This is a genomic window from Haloquadratum walsbyi C23, assembly GCF_000237865.1.
In the GTDB taxonomy this organism is placed as follows: Archaea; Halobacteriota; Halobacteria; order Halobacteriales; family Haloferacaceae; genus Haloquadratum; species Haloquadratum walsbyi.
On sequence record NC_017459.1, the window covers coordinates 770,626 to 790,694 of the forward strand.

17 protein-coding genes and 1 tRNA gene are annotated in these 20,069 nt (G+C 47.1%); 7 read left to right on the top strand and 11 right to left on the bottom strand.

The genetic code is table 11. From position 1 onward, the window contains the following. Position 1 precedes the first annotated feature (1 nt). The 5 genes from HQRW_RS03400 to HQRW_RS03420 all read right to left on the bottom strand — a co-directional run bounded on the left by HQRW_RS03400 (position 2) and on the right by HQRW_RS03420 (position 5,334). Positions 2 to 814 (bottom strand): ABC transporter ATP-binding protein, encoded by an 813-nt coding sequence (locus HQRW_RS03400; RefSeq protein WP_014555471.1) that lies wholly within the window; start codon positions 812 to 814, stop codon positions 2 to 4. Then, positions 811 to 1,650, bottom strand: coding sequence for an ABC transporter ATP-binding protein (locus HQRW_RS03405; RefSeq protein ID WP_014555472.1), 840 nt, complete (start codon positions 1,648 to 1,650; stop codon positions 811 to 813). Before HQRW_RS03405 ends, HQRW_RS03400 begins: the two co-directional genes overlap by 4 nt. Continuing rightward, positions 1,647 to 2,801: a branched-chain amino acid ABC transporter permease gene (locus HQRW_RS03410; protein ID WP_014555473.1), complete on the bottom strand. Its 1,155-nt coding sequence runs from the start codon at positions 2,799 to 2,801 to the stop codon at positions 1,647 to 1,649. Before HQRW_RS03410 ends, HQRW_RS03405 begins: the two co-directional genes overlap by 4 nt. Then, positions 2,798 to 3,799 (bottom strand): branched-chain amino acid ABC transporter permease, encoded by a 1,002-nt coding sequence (locus HQRW_RS03415; RefSeq protein ID WP_014555474.1) that lies wholly within the window; start codon positions 3,797 to 3,799, stop codon positions 2,798 to 2,800. The genes HQRW_RS03410 and HQRW_RS03415 overlap by 4 nt, the downstream gene beginning before the upstream one ends. Positions 3,800 to 3,927: 128 nt before the next feature. Continuing rightward, positions 3,928 to 5,334 carry a substrate-binding protein gene (locus HQRW_RS03420; protein ID WP_014555475.1) on the bottom strand — a complete coding sequence of 469 codons (1,407 nt, stop codon included), beginning with the start codon at positions 5,332 to 5,334 and terminating at the stop codon, positions 3,928 to 3,930. Between the two features lie 229 nt (positions 5,335 to 5,563). Between HQRW_RS03420 and HQRW_RS03425 the strand changes: the two genes are divergently transcribed. The 4 genes from HQRW_RS03425 to HQRW_RS03440 all read left to right on the top strand — a co-directional run bounded on the left by HQRW_RS03425 (position 5,564) and on the right by HQRW_RS03440 (position 9,314). After that, positions 5,564 to 6,316: a GNAT family N-acetyltransferase gene (locus HQRW_RS03425; protein WP_014555476.1), complete on the top strand. Its 753-nt coding sequence runs from the start codon at positions 5,564 to 5,566 to the stop codon at positions 6,314 to 6,316. A 950-nt stretch (positions 6,317 to 7,266) separates the two neighbouring features. Further along, complete coding sequence (locus HQRW_RS03430; RefSeq protein WP_014555477.1) at positions 7,267 to 7,686, top strand: hypothetical protein; 420 nt, start codon at positions 7,267 to 7,269, stop codon at positions 7,684 to 7,686. Between the two features lie 261 nt (positions 7,687 to 7,947). Next, positions 7,948 to 8,700, top strand: a complete 753-nt coding sequence (locus HQRW_RS03435) for a DsbA family protein (protein ID WP_014555478.1) — start codon at positions 7,948 to 7,950, stop codon at positions 8,698 to 8,700. 2 nt (positions 8,701 to 8,702) lie between these two features. Beyond that, positions 8,703 to 9,314 (top strand): hypothetical protein, encoded by a 612-nt coding sequence (locus HQRW_RS03440; protein WP_014555479.1) that lies wholly within the window; start codon positions 8,703 to 8,705, stop codon positions 9,312 to 9,314. Between the two features lie 467 nt (positions 9,315 to 9,781). Here the strand turns inward: HQRW_RS03440 and HQRW_RS03445 are convergent. The 5 genes from HQRW_RS03445 to btuC form a co-directional block, all read right to left on the bottom strand. Continuing rightward, positions 9,782 to 9,854: transfer RNA gene (locus HQRW_RS03445), tRNA-Thr, on the bottom strand. A 46-nt stretch (positions 9,855 to 9,900) separates the two neighbouring features. Then, the gene (locus HQRW_RS03450) at positions 9,901 to 10,890 is read right to left on the bottom strand and encodes a class I SAM-dependent methyltransferase (RefSeq protein WP_014555480.1); all 990 of its coding nucleotides are present in this window, start codon (positions 10,888 to 10,890) and stop codon (positions 9,901 to 9,903) included. Between the two features lie 285 nt (positions 10,891 to 11,175). Continuing rightward, on the bottom strand, positions 11,176 to 12,285 hold the full coding sequence (locus HQRW_RS03455; protein WP_011570905.1) for a transcription initiation factor IIB: 1,110 nt from the start codon (positions 12,283 to 12,285) through the stop codon (positions 11,176 to 11,178). A gap of 244 nt (positions 12,286 to 12,529) precedes the next feature. Beyond that, on the bottom strand, positions 12,530 to 13,894 hold the full coding sequence (locus HQRW_RS03460) for an ATP-binding cassette domain-containing protein (RefSeq protein WP_014555481.1): 1,365 nt from the start codon (positions 13,892 to 13,894) through the stop codon (positions 12,530 to 12,532). Next, the gene (gene btuC, locus HQRW_RS03465) at positions 13,891 to 14,928 is read right to left on the bottom strand and encodes a vitamin B12 ABC transporter permease BtuC (RefSeq protein WP_014555482.1); all 1,038 of its coding nucleotides are present in this window, start codon (positions 14,926 to 14,928) and stop codon (positions 13,891 to 13,893) included. Before btuC ends, HQRW_RS03460 begins: the two co-directional genes overlap by 4 nt. 70 nt (positions 14,929 to 14,998) lie before the next feature. Here btuC and HQRW_RS03470 point away from each other — a divergent pair, with 70 nt between their 5' ends. From HQRW_RS03470 to HQRW_RS03480, 3 genes are all read left to right on the top strand, one after another. After that, entirely contained in the window at positions 14,999 to 16,291 is a 1,293-nt protein-coding gene (locus tag HQRW_RS03470) for a PGF-CTERM-anchored ABC transporter substrate-binding protein (protein ID WP_049891607.1), read from the top strand. A 381-nt stretch (positions 16,292 to 16,672) separates the two neighbouring features. Further along, entirely contained in the window at positions 16,673 to 17,131 is a 459-nt protein-coding gene (trxA, locus tag HQRW_RS03475; protein WP_014555484.1) for a thioredoxin, read from the top strand. Between the two features lie 205 nt (positions 17,132 to 17,336). Continuing rightward, positions 17,337 to 17,960 (top strand): hypothetical protein, encoded by a 624-nt coding sequence (locus tag HQRW_RS03480; protein WP_014555485.1) that lies wholly within the window; start codon positions 17,337 to 17,339, stop codon positions 17,958 to 17,960. Positions 17,961 to 17,985: 25 nt separating this feature from the next. Here the strand turns inward: HQRW_RS03480 and HQRW_RS03485 are convergent, their stop codons facing one another. Further along, a complete protein-coding gene (locus HQRW_RS03485) occupies positions 17,986 to 20,007 on the bottom strand; it encodes a DEAD/DEAH box helicase (protein ID WP_049892249.1) in 2,022 nt (673 codons plus the stop codon). Between the last annotated feature and the right edge of the window lie 62 nt (positions 20,008 to 20,069).

The following is a 20,069-nucleotide window of genomic DNA, read 5'->3' on the forward strand; positions in this document are numbered from 1 at the left end:
ACTATACTCCAAGATAGCGCTCACGTGTTTCCTCATCCGATCGAAGTTCTGCTGCAGTTCCATCGAATACTATCTGCCCATGGTCAATCACATATGCGCGATCAGCGAGATTGATTGCTGCAGCTGCATTTTGTTCAACCAATAGAATCGTCGTTCCAGTCTCATTAATCCGCTCAATTGCATCCTCAACGTCTTCGATGATCTGCGGTGCAAGTCCCTCATATGGCTCGTCTAACAGCATCAAATCAGTGTTTTGTTTCAATGCCCGTGCAATAGCAAGCATCTGCTGTTCACCACCGGAGAGCGTTCCTGCTTGTTGACTGCGCCGTTCATCGAGTCGTGGGAACTGGTCATAGACTTCATTAGTTGTCATTCCCTCACCGCCAGCTTCGACATCCCGACCCCACGTATTCGATGTATTATTCACAACCTCAGCCAAATGTAGATTCTCTGCAACTGAGAGATTTGGGAAGATACGTCGTTCTTCAGGAACAAGTGAAATACCACGAATCGAGACATCCTCGGCGGTGACTCCTGTGACGTCATTCCCGTCAAAACTGATTGATCCGGAACGAACAGTTGGCGGTGTTGCACCAGCGATTGATCGAAGTGTGGTCGTCTTTCCAGCACCATTCCGACCAAGGAGAGCACAGATTTCGCCCTCTTTTACCTTCATCGAAAGATCCCGGAGAATATGGCTTTCATCATAGTATCCATCAACACCATTTAATCTGAGAAGTTCACGACTGTTCTCACCACCATGGGTAGTGGTGCTTGACTCTCCGGTCGTCTCGTCATCTTCAAGCGTACTCATAGGTCAGCACCACCAAGATACGCTTCTTGAACGTCTGGATTTCCACGAATATCCTCTGGTGCACCCTCCGCGATTACCCGTCCACGATTGAGGACAATAATCCGATCTGAAATATTGAAAACGATTTCCATGTCATGTTCGACAAGAACGAATGTAAGATCAAGTGCTTGCTTTACCTCCTCGATCAATTCGACTGTTGCGTTTGTCTCTTCAGGCGACATTCCAGCCGTTGGCTCATCCATTAACAGTAGATCTGGCTCCGCAGCAAGTGCAATTCCAATCTCAAGGCGCCGCTTATCTCCATACGGGAGGTCAGCCGCTGTCTCATCGGCGCTATCAAGCAATCCAACCGCTTCAAGCGTATCACGTGCCCGCTGATGCACGTCAGTGAGACTATCTCGATGTGTGAGCAACTTGAAATCAAAAGCACCGTTCTCAGCAGCAAGCCCGGCAATCTCAGCGTTCTCACGAACGCTTAAATCCGGAAAGATTGATGCTGTCTGAAACGATTTTGAAACACCACGCTGAACAACTTCATGTGGATCAAGACCAACGATCGAGCTATTCTTAAACTGAATATCACCGTCTGTCGGCTCAAGACGCCGAGTGATGAGATTAATTAATGTTGATTTTCCAGCGCCGTTTGGTCCAATGAGTGAAACCTGTTCGCCACGTTCAACACGGATATTGACGTCATCGGTAGCGACGAGTCCACCAAACTCCTTGGTAAGACCTCTTGTTTCAAGCAATACATCGTCGCTTGCGGTTGTTGATGTGCGTGTGTTCGATACGTCTGTGGATTCAATGTCTGTGTTTGAGTCAGTATCTGTGCTCATCGGTCTTCACCTCGGAGTCGAGATTCGACTGCTATACGGAGGTCTGAAAGTCCACCCCACAGTCCGCGCGGGGCTGTCCAGATAACAACGACGAAAATCAATCCTAATAGGAGATGCCAATAGGTCCCAAAGTCATTAATCAGCACGATGTCAGTAAATGGCACCTGCAATTGTTGAATTCCACTGACAATATTCTCAATATAAAGATATAATCCAGCACCAAGGATTGGACCGAAGAGTGAAGCAGTCCCGCCAAGAACGACCATAATTACGATCTCACCGGATTCTGTCCAAAATAGCGACTGTAGTGGAACATATGACCCATGGATTGTAAATAGACTTCCAGCGATACCTGCAAACCCTGCAGAGACGATGAACGCCATCAGCTTATATCGCCAGACGTTCAATCCAACAAATTTTGCTCGTTGTTCATTTTCACGGATTGCTCGGAATACCATTCCATATGGCGAATTCAAGATACGATAGGCGATTCCGACAGCAGCAACCGTAATGACACCGACGAAGGCGTACATCCATGTTCCAAGTAACTCTCCAGCGAGCATCGGTAGTTCTGATTCAAGATGAAAGCTCCCGAACAACGGACTTACATCAATGCCAGTGAGACCGTTTTCACCACCAGTCAATGACGCGAGAGGTGCGGCTGACATATAGTATAGCATCTGTGCGAACGCGAGCGTGAGGATGCTGAAATAGATTCCTCCACGTCGAAGTGAGAGATATCCAAGCACCCATGCAAACAGAACTGCGAATATCGTTCCTGCAGCGACCATCACAATTGGATCGCTTGATACACGAAGTGAGACGATGCCGGCAACATAAGCGCCGCCACCCCAAAACGCAGCATGCCCAAATGAGAGTAATCCAGTGTATCCCAACAGGAGATCAAACCCGATAGCGAAGATTGCCCAAATGAGCATCAACGCAGCAAGATTTTGATATCCAAGAAGAAGGTCACTAATCACAGGTGCTCGCGCGAATATCCATGGAAAGAGCGCAACTCCGATTGCAGTCAAGCCGATGACCGTTGCTTCCCGTTCACGAAACTGCTGGAGACGTTCGACCAGTGATGGAGCTTGTGGGTCATCAACAACTGTTGCTCCGTCACTGCTTGTTGCATCAGGATCACTCATGGTGCCACCTCCTCACTACCGAGGATTCCCTGTGGGCGCAACAGTAACACAAGTGCTGCAATCGCATACAATCCCACCTGTGACCATGGAGAGAAATTGAGTGTAAACGCCCCAAGTGTTACTGATGGAAGTCCAATAAGTGTCGCCTGAACGAGTCCAATGAGAAGCCCACCGGCAACAGCACCAGTAATACTCCCAATACCCCCAATAACAACGGTGAGAAACGCTGGAACAAGAATATTCGTCCCTACCGTTGGATTGACAACACTAAGCGGTCCGCCAACCACGCCAGCAACACCTGCAAGAGCTGCTCCAATTCCAAACACAACTAAATATGGTCGGTCAATCTTCACGCCAAGCAGTCTGACCATTTCTGCATCACGTGTTCCGGCTCGGACGATAAGTCCAAAATCAGTGTATTCGACAAGCGCATAGACAATCCCAACAAGCACAGCAGTGATCGCAATAACCCATAGCCGCCATCGAGGAAAGCCTCCAACTATCGGAAGCGTAATTGGACCTGAAACCGGAATCCCTCCAAACCCGCCGATTGCAAGCACATTTTCTGGCTGATTGAATGGCAGGCTGTTACTACCGAAAAGCACGCGGAACAATTCTTGAACGACAATTGCAATCCCAAATGTCACAAGGATCTGATCAGTATCAGGACGGTCATAAAACGACTGTGCGAGAAACCGCTCCATCGTAACTCCAATGATGAATACAACAATTGGAACGAAAACCAATGCAGCAAAGAACCCGAGATCCAATCCAATCGTACTAAATCCCCATTCTTGAAGTTTCCCGGAAGTGAGTGAAACATCAAGCGCAATCAACAATCCGGCGTATGTCCCGATAACATATAATGCCCCATGAGCAAAATTAACGAATTTTAATGTTCCGAGAATAATTGAGAGACCAACTGCGAGGAGAACATATATTGCCCCCTGTTGAAGCCCATTGAGCAGTATGATCATGACGTCTGCGAGAAGACTCACAGGACCCTCCTATAATGACACCTAGCAGTCATACTAGTGTATGTTATTCTTTGTCCAGCCATATCTGTATCAATTATTGATTAAGACTTAAAGACTATGATGAATTCAATGAACGTCGCAGGAACCGATTATTCGTAAGGACCGAGTTCTGCTTCGGCTGCAGGACCGGCGTCACAAGCATAGCCAACATCGTCTCGACTCGTGACCGTGACAACTTCATAGAAACTTCCCTCAGATTGCTCACTTTCAGGCAGACCACGAACAACTGGTACATCTCGTTGTGCCTGATGATCGCATGCACGCATCAACTCTTGACCCATACCGATATTATCGTACTCGTATCCTTCGAGTTGCTTGATCACTTCTGGTGGGTAGAACGTCCCAGCACGTTCGACTGCAGCAGCATACTGTAGCGTTTGCGCATATGCTAATTGGGCTACTCCAGATGGAATCCGGTCATACTCATCTTGGAAAACCTGTGTGAACTCATTTGATGGCGTGTTATCAATCTGCGCTGTCCATGCGACCGTTCCAAAGATATCTTCAATTGAACCGCCTGCAGCCTGTGCCATTGGACGATTATACAATGGGAGCATAATCTCCATTTCCTCATCAAGCCCAGCATCAACAGCCTGCTGGACTGAGTTTGCACCATCAAGTCCGTAGTGGTTCAAAATCAGAACATCAGGGCTCTCGCTTTGAGCCCCTGAGAGGTAATTCGAAAAGTCAGTTGTTCCTAGTGGTGTCGCCACACTATCAATTTGTGACCATCCGGCGACATCTGTCATGAACTGCTCCATCGATGCTTGCTGAGTTTGCCCCCAACTGTAATCAGCATACAATTGATAGAAGCTGAGGTCTGACCCGTATTCTTCCCTGACGACCGGTGCAAGCGCCTGACCAGTCATGTATGCATTAAACACTTCGCGGAAGCCATATCGAGCTGCATCCTTTCCAGTCGTATCGTTCGAGTGCGTGAGACACGCCATGAACGGCACATTCTCATTTTGACAGAGTCCTTGGACGGCAATAGCCACTGCTGAGGATGATCCACCACTGATCATCACAGCATTATCACGCTGAATCATTCGTGAAGCCGATTGTCGAGCCGTATCAGCGTCTGTTGCGGTATCACCGTCGACGTAATCGATTGTGAAGTCAAGAACTCCATCACCAGAGAGGTCATCAAACTGTGAGTCAACCCATCCTCCGCCGTTATTCAGATGTTGGACCGCAAGCTCATATGCTCGAAGCTCATCCTGTCCCTCTGAGGCGTATGGTCCTGACTGTGGGACATTGAACCCGAATGTCGCGGTATCACCGTCAATCGGGAAGTTTCCAAGTGCGGGGTACTCCTCACTACTGCTGTCACCTGAAGTGTCATCAGATCCTGACTCACCACCACCGTCGCCGCTGTCATCGCCACCACCGCCACCGCCACCAGCACATCCGGCGAGTCCAGCAATTCCAACAGTACTCGCACCTGCTGCTTTCAATACATCACGCCGATGGAGAGAATCATTATCTCGCACCATAACATCTATCGGAGGCTCTGTCTTTAATAATTGTTTTGGCTAAATATCCTAACTGTGTGTTAAGATTGATAATAAGTAATTATAACACATCCATGTGTAGTATTAACATTTTATTATTTGTGCTCTACCGTGATATCAAAATTATATATTAACGTTCATAAGTGTCAATATAACCAATTAAACTGATTCGTCCATTGCACTGAAGTACCGGCCTATCGAAGGGTCTTGCATGGATATTCGTGATGCGACTATTGAAGACATTGAGGAGATTCGCGACGTCGCCCGCGAGTCACTTGCCGCCTCATATGGACATGCGATTGATGATAAAGTAATTGATGCTGCGATTGAAGAGTGGTATAGCAAAGATGCACTTACGGAAACGCTCACAACTGATGATGCGGTTTTTGTTCTTGCTGTCGACGATGGCGGACCAATCGGATTTGCACAAAGTGAACTCATTACCGGACGCGAGGCAATTGGATATATTGACTGGCTTCACGTTGGACCGGATCACCGTGGTGTGGGTATCGGCTCACAACTCCTCTCTCGACTTCGGCAGGCGCTGATGAATGCTGGTGCAGATCGACTTGAGGGTCGTGTTCTCACAGAAAATGAAACTGGTCTTGGATTTTATAACGATCAAGGATTCAGTGTTGCTGGGAAGCGAACAGTCACTATCCGTGATGAGACATTCACCGAGCGCGTCTATTCGCTCTTTGTCGACTCAACCGAAGAACCTGCAGCGAATAAACAGCAAACAGAAGCGGGTGAGACAGTATATATCGCATATGATGAGACTGTCCGTGGCTCAGAAGCCCCATTCTTTGCTGCGTATCTTGATGAAGATCATGAAGATCGCTACGGGTGGTTCTGTGGTGCTGATGAGAGTCTCGACGTTGCAATGGACACGATGGAGCGTATCGAATGTACTGCCTGTGGGAACCAACGTCGACCCGTCCGGTGGGACGCTGCATATCTGTGATATCTTGACCCATTCTCGTTCAGCCATTGATGCAGAAAGATTCCATATCGAGATGAGAATTGATTCTATTACATGTCCTTATGCTGCGGAAAACGTCTCAACAAAACGCACGAATGACACTTCGATGATAGACTATTCGTACATCCAAAATCAACAATCTATCACAAGAGTGTCTCTTCGGGCTGTGATGGCTCTCGGTGCTCATACACAATAGTTGAATACCACTTTATAAACTACGAGGTCACGTCATAATGTATTGTACAGAATCAAGGAGAAGCCCTGCGGGCTCAGCCGCAGGATGAATCCGACAACTCGGAGTCAATCTACGCTACGGTATCCAGTTTAAGACTTGACAATCCGTGAAATTAAATTGACAGGCGGCTTTATGTATAGGTAGGAATTAGGCTGGGAACCGAGCAATTCCCGCCAGTCCGACGATGGCGGCCTGCCCGCCCCAAGCAATGAAACAATAATTGGAACCAGTCAGGTGAACGGTCGGTTCCTATAATGAATCGATGCAGTGCCCGACTACTTGAAAACAACATACAAAGTAACTCCGGGTCCACCGAAGTCTGCCGGACTCCCTAGGGCAGAAACAACGTTGGGAGTCCGAACATGACCGAGGATAGGAGTACCGGGGGCTGAGATGTGGCACTCCCAGCAGTCTTACTCGACTCGCGACAGTTCATGAACCCCACACGGATTCTCACCGTATTGGGGTTCGGTGGAGCTGCAAACCTAAAATATCCAACGCTCAGGATTCCTCCGCGTATAGTGCTCCTGAGAGCTTATTGAGGAGTTCAATCCAAAATCTTGTTATAGAGTAGCTGCTGATACCATTGCGTAGGACCTGTGATTCAAAATGTTTCACGGAGTACTAACCGCGGAGGAGGATGTCAATCACAGTTGGTGTCAATATTCATTTTTCCCTGGGCTCTCTCAGTATCGATATGACAACTAATCTCGCATTCGAGCATACACCAGATGGTCGAAGGATTGTGGTAGGTCGTGAATTATCCGTCGGGAGAGATATTGCATGGAATCTATTGAGAAATACCCAGCAGTGGACTGAGTGGGGTCCCTCTGTACGTGCCGTTGAGTGCAATCAGCAATTTATTGATATAGATACAACCGGTCGTGTTCAGACAGTTGGTGGCCTGTGGCTCCCATTTGAGATCACTAACTGTATGTCATATCGCTGGCATTGGCGTGTTATGAGACTCCCCGCCACCGGGCATCGTGTCGATCAACCATCGACTGGGTCACCTCGTGAAGGCTGTCGAGTAATCTTTGAATTACCGATCCTCGCAGCGTGGTATATACCGGTCTGTTCCCGAGCACTTGACCGAATTGAATCAATATTACTGTAATAATCGGACACGATATCACGAATATCTCTCAATGAGAGGTGTATTCGATTGCAATGCGTTGAGAGTCAACTGCAACACTGAGTGACCGTGTGAGCAATAATCATCGCTGTGGCGGTACTGTCTGTATCGAGAGTATGACTCAGGGTGAGTATGTACTCCAATATCGTAAGAAGCATTCAAACGCGGTGTGCCCGGAACCAACGACATAGATTCCATTCTTGATGATCAAGAAAGCATCTCAGCGAGCTTTTATATATTTAGATGCTGTGCAGCAACTTCACACATGAGGACAACGGACATCATACCACAGACCCTCACGAGCATATGAACAGACGAACATTCATTACAAGCACCGGTGCAACGACAATGTTCCTTACCGGGTGTCTCAGTGGAAACAACGAGGCAAACTCATCGAACGATACCGCAAGCTCAAGCGGTGGGCAATCGATTAACTCACATCCAGCAGCGAGTAATCTCGCTGCACAACCACGACTAGGCGATCTTGATGAGTCTCAACATACAATCATCGCGTTCAAAGACCCATCCTGTCCACGATGTCGAGCATTCAAAGAATCAACTGTTCCAGAAATCAAACGCCAACTGATCGATCCAAACAAAGGGGCATACATACTCCGTAATTATCCAGTCGTCTATCCATGGGGAGAGCCTGCATCGCAAGCATTAGAAGCAACCCTCGAACGTTCGGAAACTGCTCATTGGAAATTGCAGAACTACTATTACGACATGCAGAGGGATCTCTCAACTGAGAACGTGCATGGGAAAACCCAAACATTTCTCGAATCAAACACGGAGGTCACTGCAAGCGCTGTAATTGCTGATGTCAAATCAGATGCATACAGCGACGCTGTCACAGCAGATATTAATGCTGCTGAAAGGGCTGACCTCGACGGGACGACGCCCTCGATTCTACTCTTTCGTAATGGACAGTACGTAACAACAGCAGCCGGAAGTATCAGTTACGATGTGATTGCAACAGCACTTGGAGAGAATTGAATATGGGTATAAAACGGTTACAATCTGTTCAGAAACGCCTCCCGACAACTCAAAAAGACTGGCGTCTTATGGGGCGGATTATCAAACTTGTGCTCACAATCCCACTATACGCGATTATTTCAGTTATTGCAGCAGGTGCAGCACTTACTCTATTTGTTCTGTCACTCAATGTTGAATTAGTTAATGACCTCATCATCGGTGGAGTGCTTCCACCGACTGACCGAGTGACGATACTTGTTGAGTTATATCCATTTGTCGGCACATCGTTCGGAGTATTGAGCGGAGCACTCCTAAGTATCGTTTCAGCACTGGCAGGTGTCAACGTTGCAATGGCAGGATATCACATTCGCGAACATGAACTCACAGTTGCCGGTAGCGGTGCAAGTATACTTGGTGTCGTATTTGGAACGCTTGGTGCCGGATGTGCTGCATGTGGATCTGCGGTATTACTCGGTATTCTTGGTTTATTCGGCATTTCAACATCACTGCTATTCCTGCCACTTGATGGATTAGAATTCGCGCTACTCGCACTTGTCGTCATTACCGTATCGATCTATTGGCTTGCAGATGGAATGCGTGGTGGAATGGTCAATGGATGTCCGATTGAGCCTTAAGCATCTAATCGTCACATTCCGTTATTATATCAACAAATATCAACCGTTTCACCGACGTCAGTATCAACAGAAATCAATTTTATCTGTTTCACTGATAGTGATTACTTCGAATAGTTTCACCGGCGGTGTCGAATGACGCGGGTTCAGCGTCTCCTATCACCGACACGAATAATCACGGCGGTAAAGACTCGCACTAATCATTATGAGACGCAGTATACGGTATATGCTATACGGTATACGGTATATATCATATATCGAATGATTTTATTCATAATAACTGTCGAAAGCGGCGAGGAGTCCACCATTATCGCTAGATCAGAACTCCGTTTCCAAAACTACAAGATAGAACCGTGATGCATCGGTGAGTTATTCAAATGCTTCTCAAAAGATGTATTATTAAACGGAACATTCAGTTATTAGCTTTTTAGTTTCCGATAACAGTTATAACGGAGGCGAAGCCGATCGTAAGCCGGTGGAGAGACTTGAACTCTCGACCTATTCCTTACGAAGGAATCGCTCTTCCAGCTGAGCTACACCGGCACTTATCACTCATAAATATCTCAATAACGGGCAAAAGACTTCCGAATTAGCGTCTCTGCAACCGCACATCAAGACAAATGTTATACTCATGAGGAGCATATGATCGGACTTCGTGGCGTGTCTCAACAGTCAGTTTATAATTTGGCTCTGCGGCTGACTGAATCGCCTCAATCCCAGGTTGATAAAGTGTATCCTCATGCTGGATATCATAATAATGTATCATACACTCATCGCCAGCAAGCCTGATAGCCGTTTCCAGGAACTCATCAGCGCTATGTGGGAGATTCATTATCAATCGATCAGCCCAGTCTGTATACGAATCAGGCAATGTCCGGACATCTCCGGAAACGATGGTAAAATTATCATCAACATCATTTTGCTCTGCGTTTATTGATAGGTACTCGACTGCATTTTCGTTCAGTTCTGCGGCAACAACATCGGCACCACGAGCAGCCATTGGAACTGCAAATGGGCCGACGCCGGCAAACATATCAATCACATGATCATGAGCATCAACCTGGGTAATCACGCGATGACGCTCAGTCGCAAGCCGTGGTGAGAAGTATACTGATTCGATATCTAATCTGAACGTATATCCATACTCCCGATGACATGTCTCTGTCTCCTCGCCAGCAAGAACCTCCCATTCACGGGTCCGATGAGGTCCAGACACCTTCGAGTCCCGATTGAGAACCGTTTTGACTGGAATATCGGATTCAACAATTGCCTTAGCCACTTCACGCGCTTTTTCATGATTGTCTTCATCGATAATAATAATCTCACCAAGTCTCTCGTATGATGGGTCGAAGCCAAGTTTATCCGCGGGGCTTGTTGAGACGTCGCGAGTGTTCACTACATGCGTCACAATATCAAACTGATCTGGTACGGCTGTTGAGTCGACAACAGGTATGTACAAATAATCCTCTGTTGTGTCAATCTCATAAAGTGTATCAATAAGCCCCTGTTCAGCAAGCATCGTTCGTGTCCGTTCACCTGCGGTCGGCGGCACACGAACACAGGGAATCCCATCAGACATTGCGTTAGTTATTCAGGTCAATTTGATTTACATATTTCGAGAGCAGCCTATTCATATCTATTCTCACCAATTCAATTGATAGTGATTAGTTCGAATAGTTTCACCGACGGTGTCGAATGACGCGGTTTCAGCGGCTCCTATCACGGCACGGATAATCACGGCGGTAAAGATCTGCACTAATCACTATGAGTGAGTCGTAAGGATAGTCATGAACAAACCAAGACCTGAATGTGATAGTAGCGAGCTACTATTGCATGATTACTACTAGGAGATTAAAAAGAGATATTATGCACTCGCCGCGTCAGCACCGGATCCATTGGATCGGTTATCCCATGCCTCGAGCAACTCTTGATATCGGTTTCGAATGGTTACCTCTGAGATGTCTGTTACCTCACTCACATCAGCTTGCGTGAGTTCATCATTTGTCAATTGTGCGGATGCATACAGAGCTGCTGCAGCAAGTCCAACCGGTGACTTTCCGGAATGCACATTTTGACGTTTTGCGCTTTCGAGTAATTCTCGAGCCGTCCGTTCGGTCTCCTTCGGCACTTCAAGATCAGAAGCAAACCGGGGGACATACTCGGCAGGATCAGCCGGTTGAATCTCTAATGAGAGTTCACGGACAATATATCGATATGCTCGTTCAAATTCATCCTCATCAACCCGAGAGACGCGAGCGACTTCATCGATACTTCGTGGGACTTGTGCCATTCGTGCGGCGGCGTGCAATGCCGCTGTGGAAATGCCTTCAATCGATCGACCAGGTAGAAGATCCTCATCAAGGGCTCGACGGTAAATGACAGATGCAGTTTCACGAACGCTCTCTGGAAGTCCAAGCGCAGAGGCCATTCGGTCAATCTCGCCAAGTGCCTGCTTGAGGTTCCGTTCTTTTGAGTCACGAGTCCGGAACCGCTCATTCCATGTTCGAAGCCGTTGCATCTTCTGTCGCTGCGTTGATGACAGGGAGTTTCCGTATGCGTCTTTGTCTTGCCAGCCAATGTTTGTCGAGAGCCCCTTGTCATGCATCAATTTCGTCGTTGGAGCACCAACACGAGACTTTTGATCACGCTCAGCACTATCGAAAGCGCGCCACTCTGGTCCACGATCAATTGAATCCTCATCAACAACAAGTCCACAGTCTGCACAGACTGTCTCACCACGCTCATCATCGGTGATCAGTTCTGTCGACTCACACTCTGGACAATGGACTGTCTCCTCAACTGTTGAGGATTCATCGCTAGTTTGTTCTGTTGTCGATTCATCTGATCCGGTAGTTTTCGAGCTATTCCGCGTACCTCGGCGTTCAGATGTCGTACTATGATCTCGCCACGTACGACCATCACTTTGCTCATCGTCCTCAGTCTCGCGCGTGCGCGCGTGAAGGGAGTCACTCATATTAATTATTGAAGAGTGCGACGAGAATGTCCGTCGCCTCGTTCTATTATATGATATGCTTGTACAACTCAAAAGTGTGTCGGCTATGTGCAAAGATGACACCAAAGCGATATTCATGAGACCGAAGATTGTTGTCGATAATCAACTCTCCGAATAAATTCCATCCGACTGTCCGCGCAGATTTATTTTCCAGGTGATATCTCTGTATTTTACTTTTATTATCTATTATTTAATCCAGATACTCTCAATCGGACGCCAGTAGTTCCTCAATTACGGATACAATTGATTTGTCATCGGTAGTCTTCGTATTGACGGTATCTCGAGAGTATGGTAACTCGTCGATAGGTGTCTGTGTCAGATTGTCGTGTGTCGTGTCTTGTTGCGGTTTTTGTTGTGGATCCTGTTGTGTTAGTATAATAATATTTTCAGCATAGTCCACTGCGGTCACAATTGCGTTCGCACTCTTTGTTAGATCGACATTGGCAAGCACAACGGCTGCTGCCGCGTCGATTTTCGACCGTAGCTCTGTCGTCATTGATTCGGTGATAGGCTTGTATGCCGGAGTAGTCATAATCGATGTAGCGACACGATCTGCAGCCGTTGCGGTGACACTCCCTGCTGGGGCCGGACCAACAGTAACCGTATAGCCAGCAGCTACAAGTTCAGACATGGCTGTGATGACCGGTTGTCCATGTCCGATAATATGAATTATCGGCTGACTGGATGTTTCTCTACTATATTCAGAACTATCACCAACTATTGTACTTTCGTCATGTTGCTCATGAGTCGATTGGTCGTTAGTTGTGTTATCGGTGGTTTTTGTGCGTTCATCCGGCAAGGTTGTCACATTGGCTGTCCCGGTGATAAGATCTGTCGTAACTACCGGATATCCACCAAATGTCCCTGCGAGTGTGGGTGTAGTAAGCACCTCTGCTGGTGGACCAATTGCTGTAATTGATCCTTCTGTAAGAAGACATATGATATCACAGTATCGTGCTGCAAGATTAAGATCATGAATTGCTGCTATAGCAGTTTTGCCCGTCTCGACAAGACGTGCAACTGATTCGAGAGTCTGAATCTGTCGATGGATATCGAGACTCGCTGTTGGTTCATCAAGCAATAATACAGGTGTTTGTTGTGCGAGTGCTCGTGCAAGAAGTATTCGCTGTTGTTCACCACCTGAGAGCGTTGTTACCGGTTGATCAACAAATGAGTCAGCATCAACCTGATTGATTGCCTGTTCAACAGCGGTATCATCTGTCTCAGTCCATGTGGCAAATCGCGATCGATGCGGCGTTCGTCCCATCTCGATGATCGTCCGTCCGTCAAAATTGAACGAAATTGAGGTATCTTGCGGAACTGATGCAACTTGTTGACTTATTGTTGTTGCATCTGCTGATTCAATAGCGATATCCCCAATATGGATGGATCCAGTTGTCGTTGAAATCGACCCATCAATTGCTCGCAGTAACGTTGTCTTGCCTGCACCGTTTGGACCGACAACTCCGAGGAACGCCCCTTCCCTGGCGGTGAGATCAATCTCATCGAGAATTGTTACTGATCCACGGGTGATGGACAGATCTTTAATTGTAATGAATGGCGAACTCACAGTTGTGTCACCTCATTTGTTCGTAAAAGGTACAAAAAGAACGGAGCACCAAGAGCCGCGGTGATAATCCCGACTGGAATTGCTGTTGTACCGGATCGGGCAAACGTATCAGTGATAACAAGAAATGATGCTCCAGCAAGGGCACTTGTTGGTAATAAAATTCGATGATCTGGTCCAACAATCAAACGCATTGCATGCGGGACGATGAGGCCGACAAACCCGATGACACCGGTCACAGCAACAGCAGCAGCAGTGACAATACTTGCGGCAGCTAACAGAATGCGTTTTGTCCGAGTTACATTAATTCCAAGAGCGTGTGCATCGCGCTCACCAAGCAATAACACATTCAAATCTCGCGCATACGCAACAAGCAGCACGAATACCGGTGGTACCACAATCGCAGCGACCCGAACGTCACCCCATGTTGTTCCTCCGAGATTTCCCATGAGCCAATAGACGACACGCTGGATGCTTTCCCCACTATACAGTAATAAAAATGAAATGACAGCGCCAAGAAATGCCTGAACAGCAACACCAGCGAGCAATAGGGTGCTTGTCGGCGTCCGCCCACCGCGGGTTGCAATCACGTAGACACTGAATGCGGTGATAACTGCAGTCGTAAATGCCGCTGCTTGCAGTTCAAGTCCAAATGGTATCTGTAGTGGAATAACGATTGTCGCAACAGCTCCGACTGCCGCACCTGAGGAGACTCCAATAATCGATGGATCTGCCATTGGATTTCGAAAAAACCCCTGCATAACAGTTCCGGCACTCGCAAGTGCAAATCCAACGAGTGCTGCAAGGATTATTCGTGGCAGACGAACACTCAGCACAATCGTCTGCTGAATCGATGATGGTATCTGTGTGACGGTTACTCCAAGTCCAATCATCGAATCAATTGCCCCGATTAAAACATATGTTACTGTTATCGGTGCAATATCAACCGGACCAACGCCAGCACTCAGCGTAACAGCGAGTAAAAGCACACCAGTCAAGCCAGCCGACCATACTATTGCGCGAAATTGAACACGCACGATTCGTATACAAACGCACTTGCAGTAAACAAGTACTTGTTGTCATAACATCGAAGTTGAGTCGGTTGAAATGCTTCTTCGATCCCAGCTATCGTCAATTGCTCATATCCTGCTCATTGTGCTCGTGGTTACTGGTGGTCTTGGAACCTTGCTTTTGCTTCCGACTCCAACGGATGCGGTTGACCCCCGATTGAGTGATCATATGCATACTCACAGTTATCACTCAACGTCACGCATTAACTCGAAGACCGTTCATAACACAATGTCAGCCACAACCGCAGTCTCAGGGGATAGCAATACCGAGAATCGTGGGAGTTCTGTCACGACAACAGCCTGCACATACCCACTGACAGTTACCGATGCCACAGGAACAACCGTGAGAATTATGAGTGATCCAGATCGGGTGGTGACGCTCAATCCAAGTGCCGCACAGACAATGTGGGAAATCGGTGCTCAAAATGAAGTCGTTGGTGTCTCTCGGTATGCATCATATCTCAATGGGACCGCAAGCAAGCAAAATGTCTCAGGTGCAGGCGGACCAAGTGTTGAACGTGTTCTTGCAGCAACGCCCGACCTTGTGTTAGTCCCAAACAGTACTCATAGTGCATCACCTGACCGCATTGCACAACTTCGTGCACAAGGATTAACACTGGTTGTATTCCCACAGGCAACCTCGCTTACAGCCGTTATTGAAAAGACCGAACGAATCGGGCGATTGACCGGTAACTGTGCGGCTGGTGATGCCAGAGCAACTGAACTGCAACAATCGATTAATCGAATCGAGCGTGTTACCGAAGATACTGATCGCCCTGTTGGGGTGAATGTCTTCTATGGCTATACTTCAGGCAATAACACATTTATTGACGAGATAATCGAAACAGGTGGGCTTGAGAATGGTGCTGCAAATGCTGGCTTATCCGGATTTGTCCCAATTACTGATGAATCCGTTGTCGCGATCGACCCAACCTGGATTGTCATACCCACAAGTGCACCACTCCCGAAAACACCAGCATACAACAGCACAACAGCATATCAAAATAACAATATTATCCGTGTTGAAACGGAGCATATACAACAACCTGCCCCTCGAGCAATATACGCAGTTGAAACAATACTCCAGGCAACGCATCCAGCAGCATCCGATGAATATCAACAGTTAGAAACAACAACGCCATCGGCTAATACATCATCTAGTGAGTCATCGGAATCAAACGTATCGCAAACAACCGCCAGGCAAATGCGTTCAACGCCCTCTGGGGTAACTGCAACTCAAACAAACTCTCCTGGGTTTGGAATTGTGCATGTGGTATTTACTGCGATTGGAAGTGTAATTATTGTATGTATCATCTTTCCGCGTGAATAATGCTCCCACACCACCCATATTCTATCTTGCTCTACTGAGGCTTGAATTCTCTACCCTCACTAAACACGCCAAATTTCATAATGTAGAAACTAACTACAGGGTAATTTTTGCCAAGTAGTATACATCTTGATACTTCCATATCATGTATCTATCCGGTGTGAAGATCGATTTTAGCTAATTCATATGATAGTAGAAGTATAAAGGACAAAATCGGGATTACTTCGCCAATGAGTCAGGACATACTCACTTTGTTTTTCTGCAACAGGGCATCCCTCCCGCTGTAACGTCACTCAGAGACAATCATATGATAGCTGAACGGGTATGTAGTATTGGAACATATGCACAAAACTATTTTATCAAATCAGGTCCTAAGCTATTGTGATGAGTGATTCACAATCCGATAGCGACCTCGCTGACATCCGTGCACAAAAGCGCTCAGAACTAAAACAAAAATTAACCGAAGACACCGAAGACACCGAAGACGACACAACAAATAACGAAGCAACCACTGCTAAGACCCCAACTGACCCGATTCATATTACCAGTGCTGATGAGTTCAATGCCGCAGTGACGGAACATGATGTTGTTCTTGTTGACTTCTATGCCGACTGGTGTGGTCCATGTCAGATGCTCGAACCGACGGTCAAATCTCTCGCTGCTGAAACTGCTGCCACTGTCCTAAAGGTTGATATCGATCAGCACCAATCGCTTGCCCAGCAGTATCAAGTTCGTGGTGTCCCAACACTGCTCCTATTTAATGATGCTGAGACGGTTGAACAAATTGTTGGTGTCCGCGATGAATCGACTCTTCGGTCGCTTATTCAACAATATACACGGTAATCATCAACAATACAGAGATTTTCATGCGATTTGAAGTCTAAAGCGGTATGTACAGGCGGTTCGAGGCGACTGCTTCGGGGCTTGACCCCGGGGTTGGTTCACACTGGTTGAGAGAATCGTTCTGGAGTAAATGCGGAAATCATGGTATTGCTAGCTGATATACTAACAAGAAGATACTTATTAGCGTATTATCGAGGCGTACGCAATGATTACCTTCCAGTCGCAACATGTCTCTTTGCGAGCTATTATTGGAGTCGGCTCATTTTTACTCTCAGTTATTGCACTCCAAATCACACGCCAAACATCTGGATATCCAACACACACTCGCGTTCATTCGTGGCCACGTCTTTTGATTACCCAATTCAGACGTGACATCAACAAAAGTGGTTCACTTCGATATGGCTGGGTGATTATTGGACTATGGTCTATCAGTGTTTCAGGATTACATTTTGGCGGGCTATATTATGATATCTATACTACCGTGTCGTGGTGGGACCTTCTCACGCACTCACTGAGTGGCTTTGGTGTTGCAGCGGTTCTTGGACTGACATTTCGATCATCAACCACAACAATCCCATATTGGGTCATTCCAGCCGTGCTTGCGATTGGAAGTGGATTTGAGGTATATGAATTCGTGTTCAAAACGTTCTGGTATGACTGGACGTTTCGGTTTTATCTGATTGATACTGTTGTTGATCTCGTTGTTAATACCGCCGGTGCAGCGACCTTTGTGATTGCTGTTGGTTTTCTCAGAGAAACTAGTATGTTACAGGATTCAACGGATGATGCTTCAGTGACTCCCGAGCTATCTTCACGCCGAGATTCTTGATCTCTGAGCGCTGGGAGCTTCTCTTTTATAACTGTGTATGCCCCTCGGCGAATATGTCAACGTCAACGCCAAGCGTCTCCGTGAGTGCATCTGCGGTTCCAAGCAACCATCGCGCTCGCTCAACATGTGATTCAATATCTCCAGGACCGACTCGATATCTTTCAACAATCTCATCGATTGTCACCCCATTACTCCATGCAGTGAGTATCTGTGCGAGTTTAATCGTGCAGAGCCATGATTCAAAATCATCAATCTCACTGAGATTCGTGACAAATGTATCCATATTGCTTGTTGCGAACCGATACAGATCAGCTCGTTCACGATTTCCTAGATATGTATCATGCATATCAGGCGTCCCGCATACGACCTCGAGCGCGGTTAAAACCGATATCTGCTCTGTCGGTATCGATGTAATCGATTGGATTCCATCAACGAGTTCCGCACCTGTTGTTGGCTGAATATATTGTTGTGAAACAGTCTTACCCACTGCTGTCGCAGCAAGTGCTGTATTTGTTGTTTCTGTTGTGAGCAGTCCCATTTCGATAAGTTCAGCCACAACATCATCAATGACAGCGGTGAGATCTGCTGTCGACGATTGATGTGCAAAAAACGTTGAATCTAATACATCAAGCACTTGATTTTTTGAGTCAGCGAATCCAGCGACAATAAGTGCAAGAACGTGTGTTCTCAGTGCGTTGCGGGCTGTAAGTTGTGATTCAATAGATTCGGGACCGGCATCAACATATCGACGCCATCTTGATTCTGTCCGGATACTTTTTTGCTCACCATCTGCGGATGTCTGTGCATCGCTTGAATCGATTTTATTTGTTATATCGCCAATGAGGACTGCTTCTCCATATGGGTCAAGATGCGGTCGACCAGCGCGCCCACACATCTGATGTACTTCAAGAACGGGCAACCATGCCATCTTCTCCCCTGTATACCGTTTTAAATCTCGCACAACGACACGCCGCGCTGGGACATTTACTCCTGCAGCAAGCGTCGGGGTTGCACAAATCACGCGGAGGTCACGATTGCGAAACGCTGATTCAATGAGAATTCGATGATCGCTTCGAAGTCCAGCATGGTGAAATGCAACGCCAGCAGTTACTGCATCTGCGAGTTGCTTTCCGGTTGGTGTCGTTCCAATGTCGCGTATATCCTCAGCAAGTTCTGGATTTGCCCCAAATCCCACATCAGCTAATTGCTTGGCGAGTGATGCTGCTTCTTGACGTGATCGGACAAATGCAAGACATTGTCCGCCTGAGATAACTGCATCGGCAACAAGCGAAATCGTCGCTTTTGTGTCAGCATCGGTCGATGTATCATCGCTTTCGGTAAGATCGGTTGCGGTTTCAGGCGGAGAGTCACTGTCTGCTGTTATTGGTAATCGATTTCCATCATCAAAGATGACCGTCTCATCGCTTGCATCATAGACACCTGTTCGTAGTGAGACCGGTCGCCATGTTGAGGAAACAAGTTCTGCATCTAGCCATGATGCAACTTCTTCTGGATTATCAATTGTTGCTGAAAGGGCGACAACCTGCACACCTGATGCTCGTCGCTGTATTGTTGCAAGGGTTATCTCGAGTGTTGGACCACGATTGGCGCTTCCAAGGAGGTGGACCTCATCAACAACAACGCAAGCTAGTTTATCAACCCATGACGCGCCGTTTCGAATTGCAGAATCGACCTTTTCAGCTGTTGCAACCACAACATCGGCGGTCTCTAGATCGTTTTCAGCCGCATCAAAGTCTCCGGTTGAGATTGCAGCGTCAATACCAGGGAGTGCAGTAAATGTCTCATATTTTTCTCGTGCAAGTGCTCTAAGCGGAACGATATATAACGCAGGTCCATCGGCTGTCAGCATTGCTAATTGCGCAATGAGCGTCTTTCCAGCGGCAGTTGGGATTGCAACAATGACGTTTTCTCCATCGACAACGCCTGCTTTTACTGCGGCTTCTTGCGGAGGATAAAGCTGCGTGATACCTGCATCATAATAATGTTCGCGAACGGCTGCGGACACCGGCAATTCATTGATGTCCAATGACACACTGTCGTTCAGGACTACGTGCACAAAAGTACGAGGCGTGTTTCTTACTTTATCGA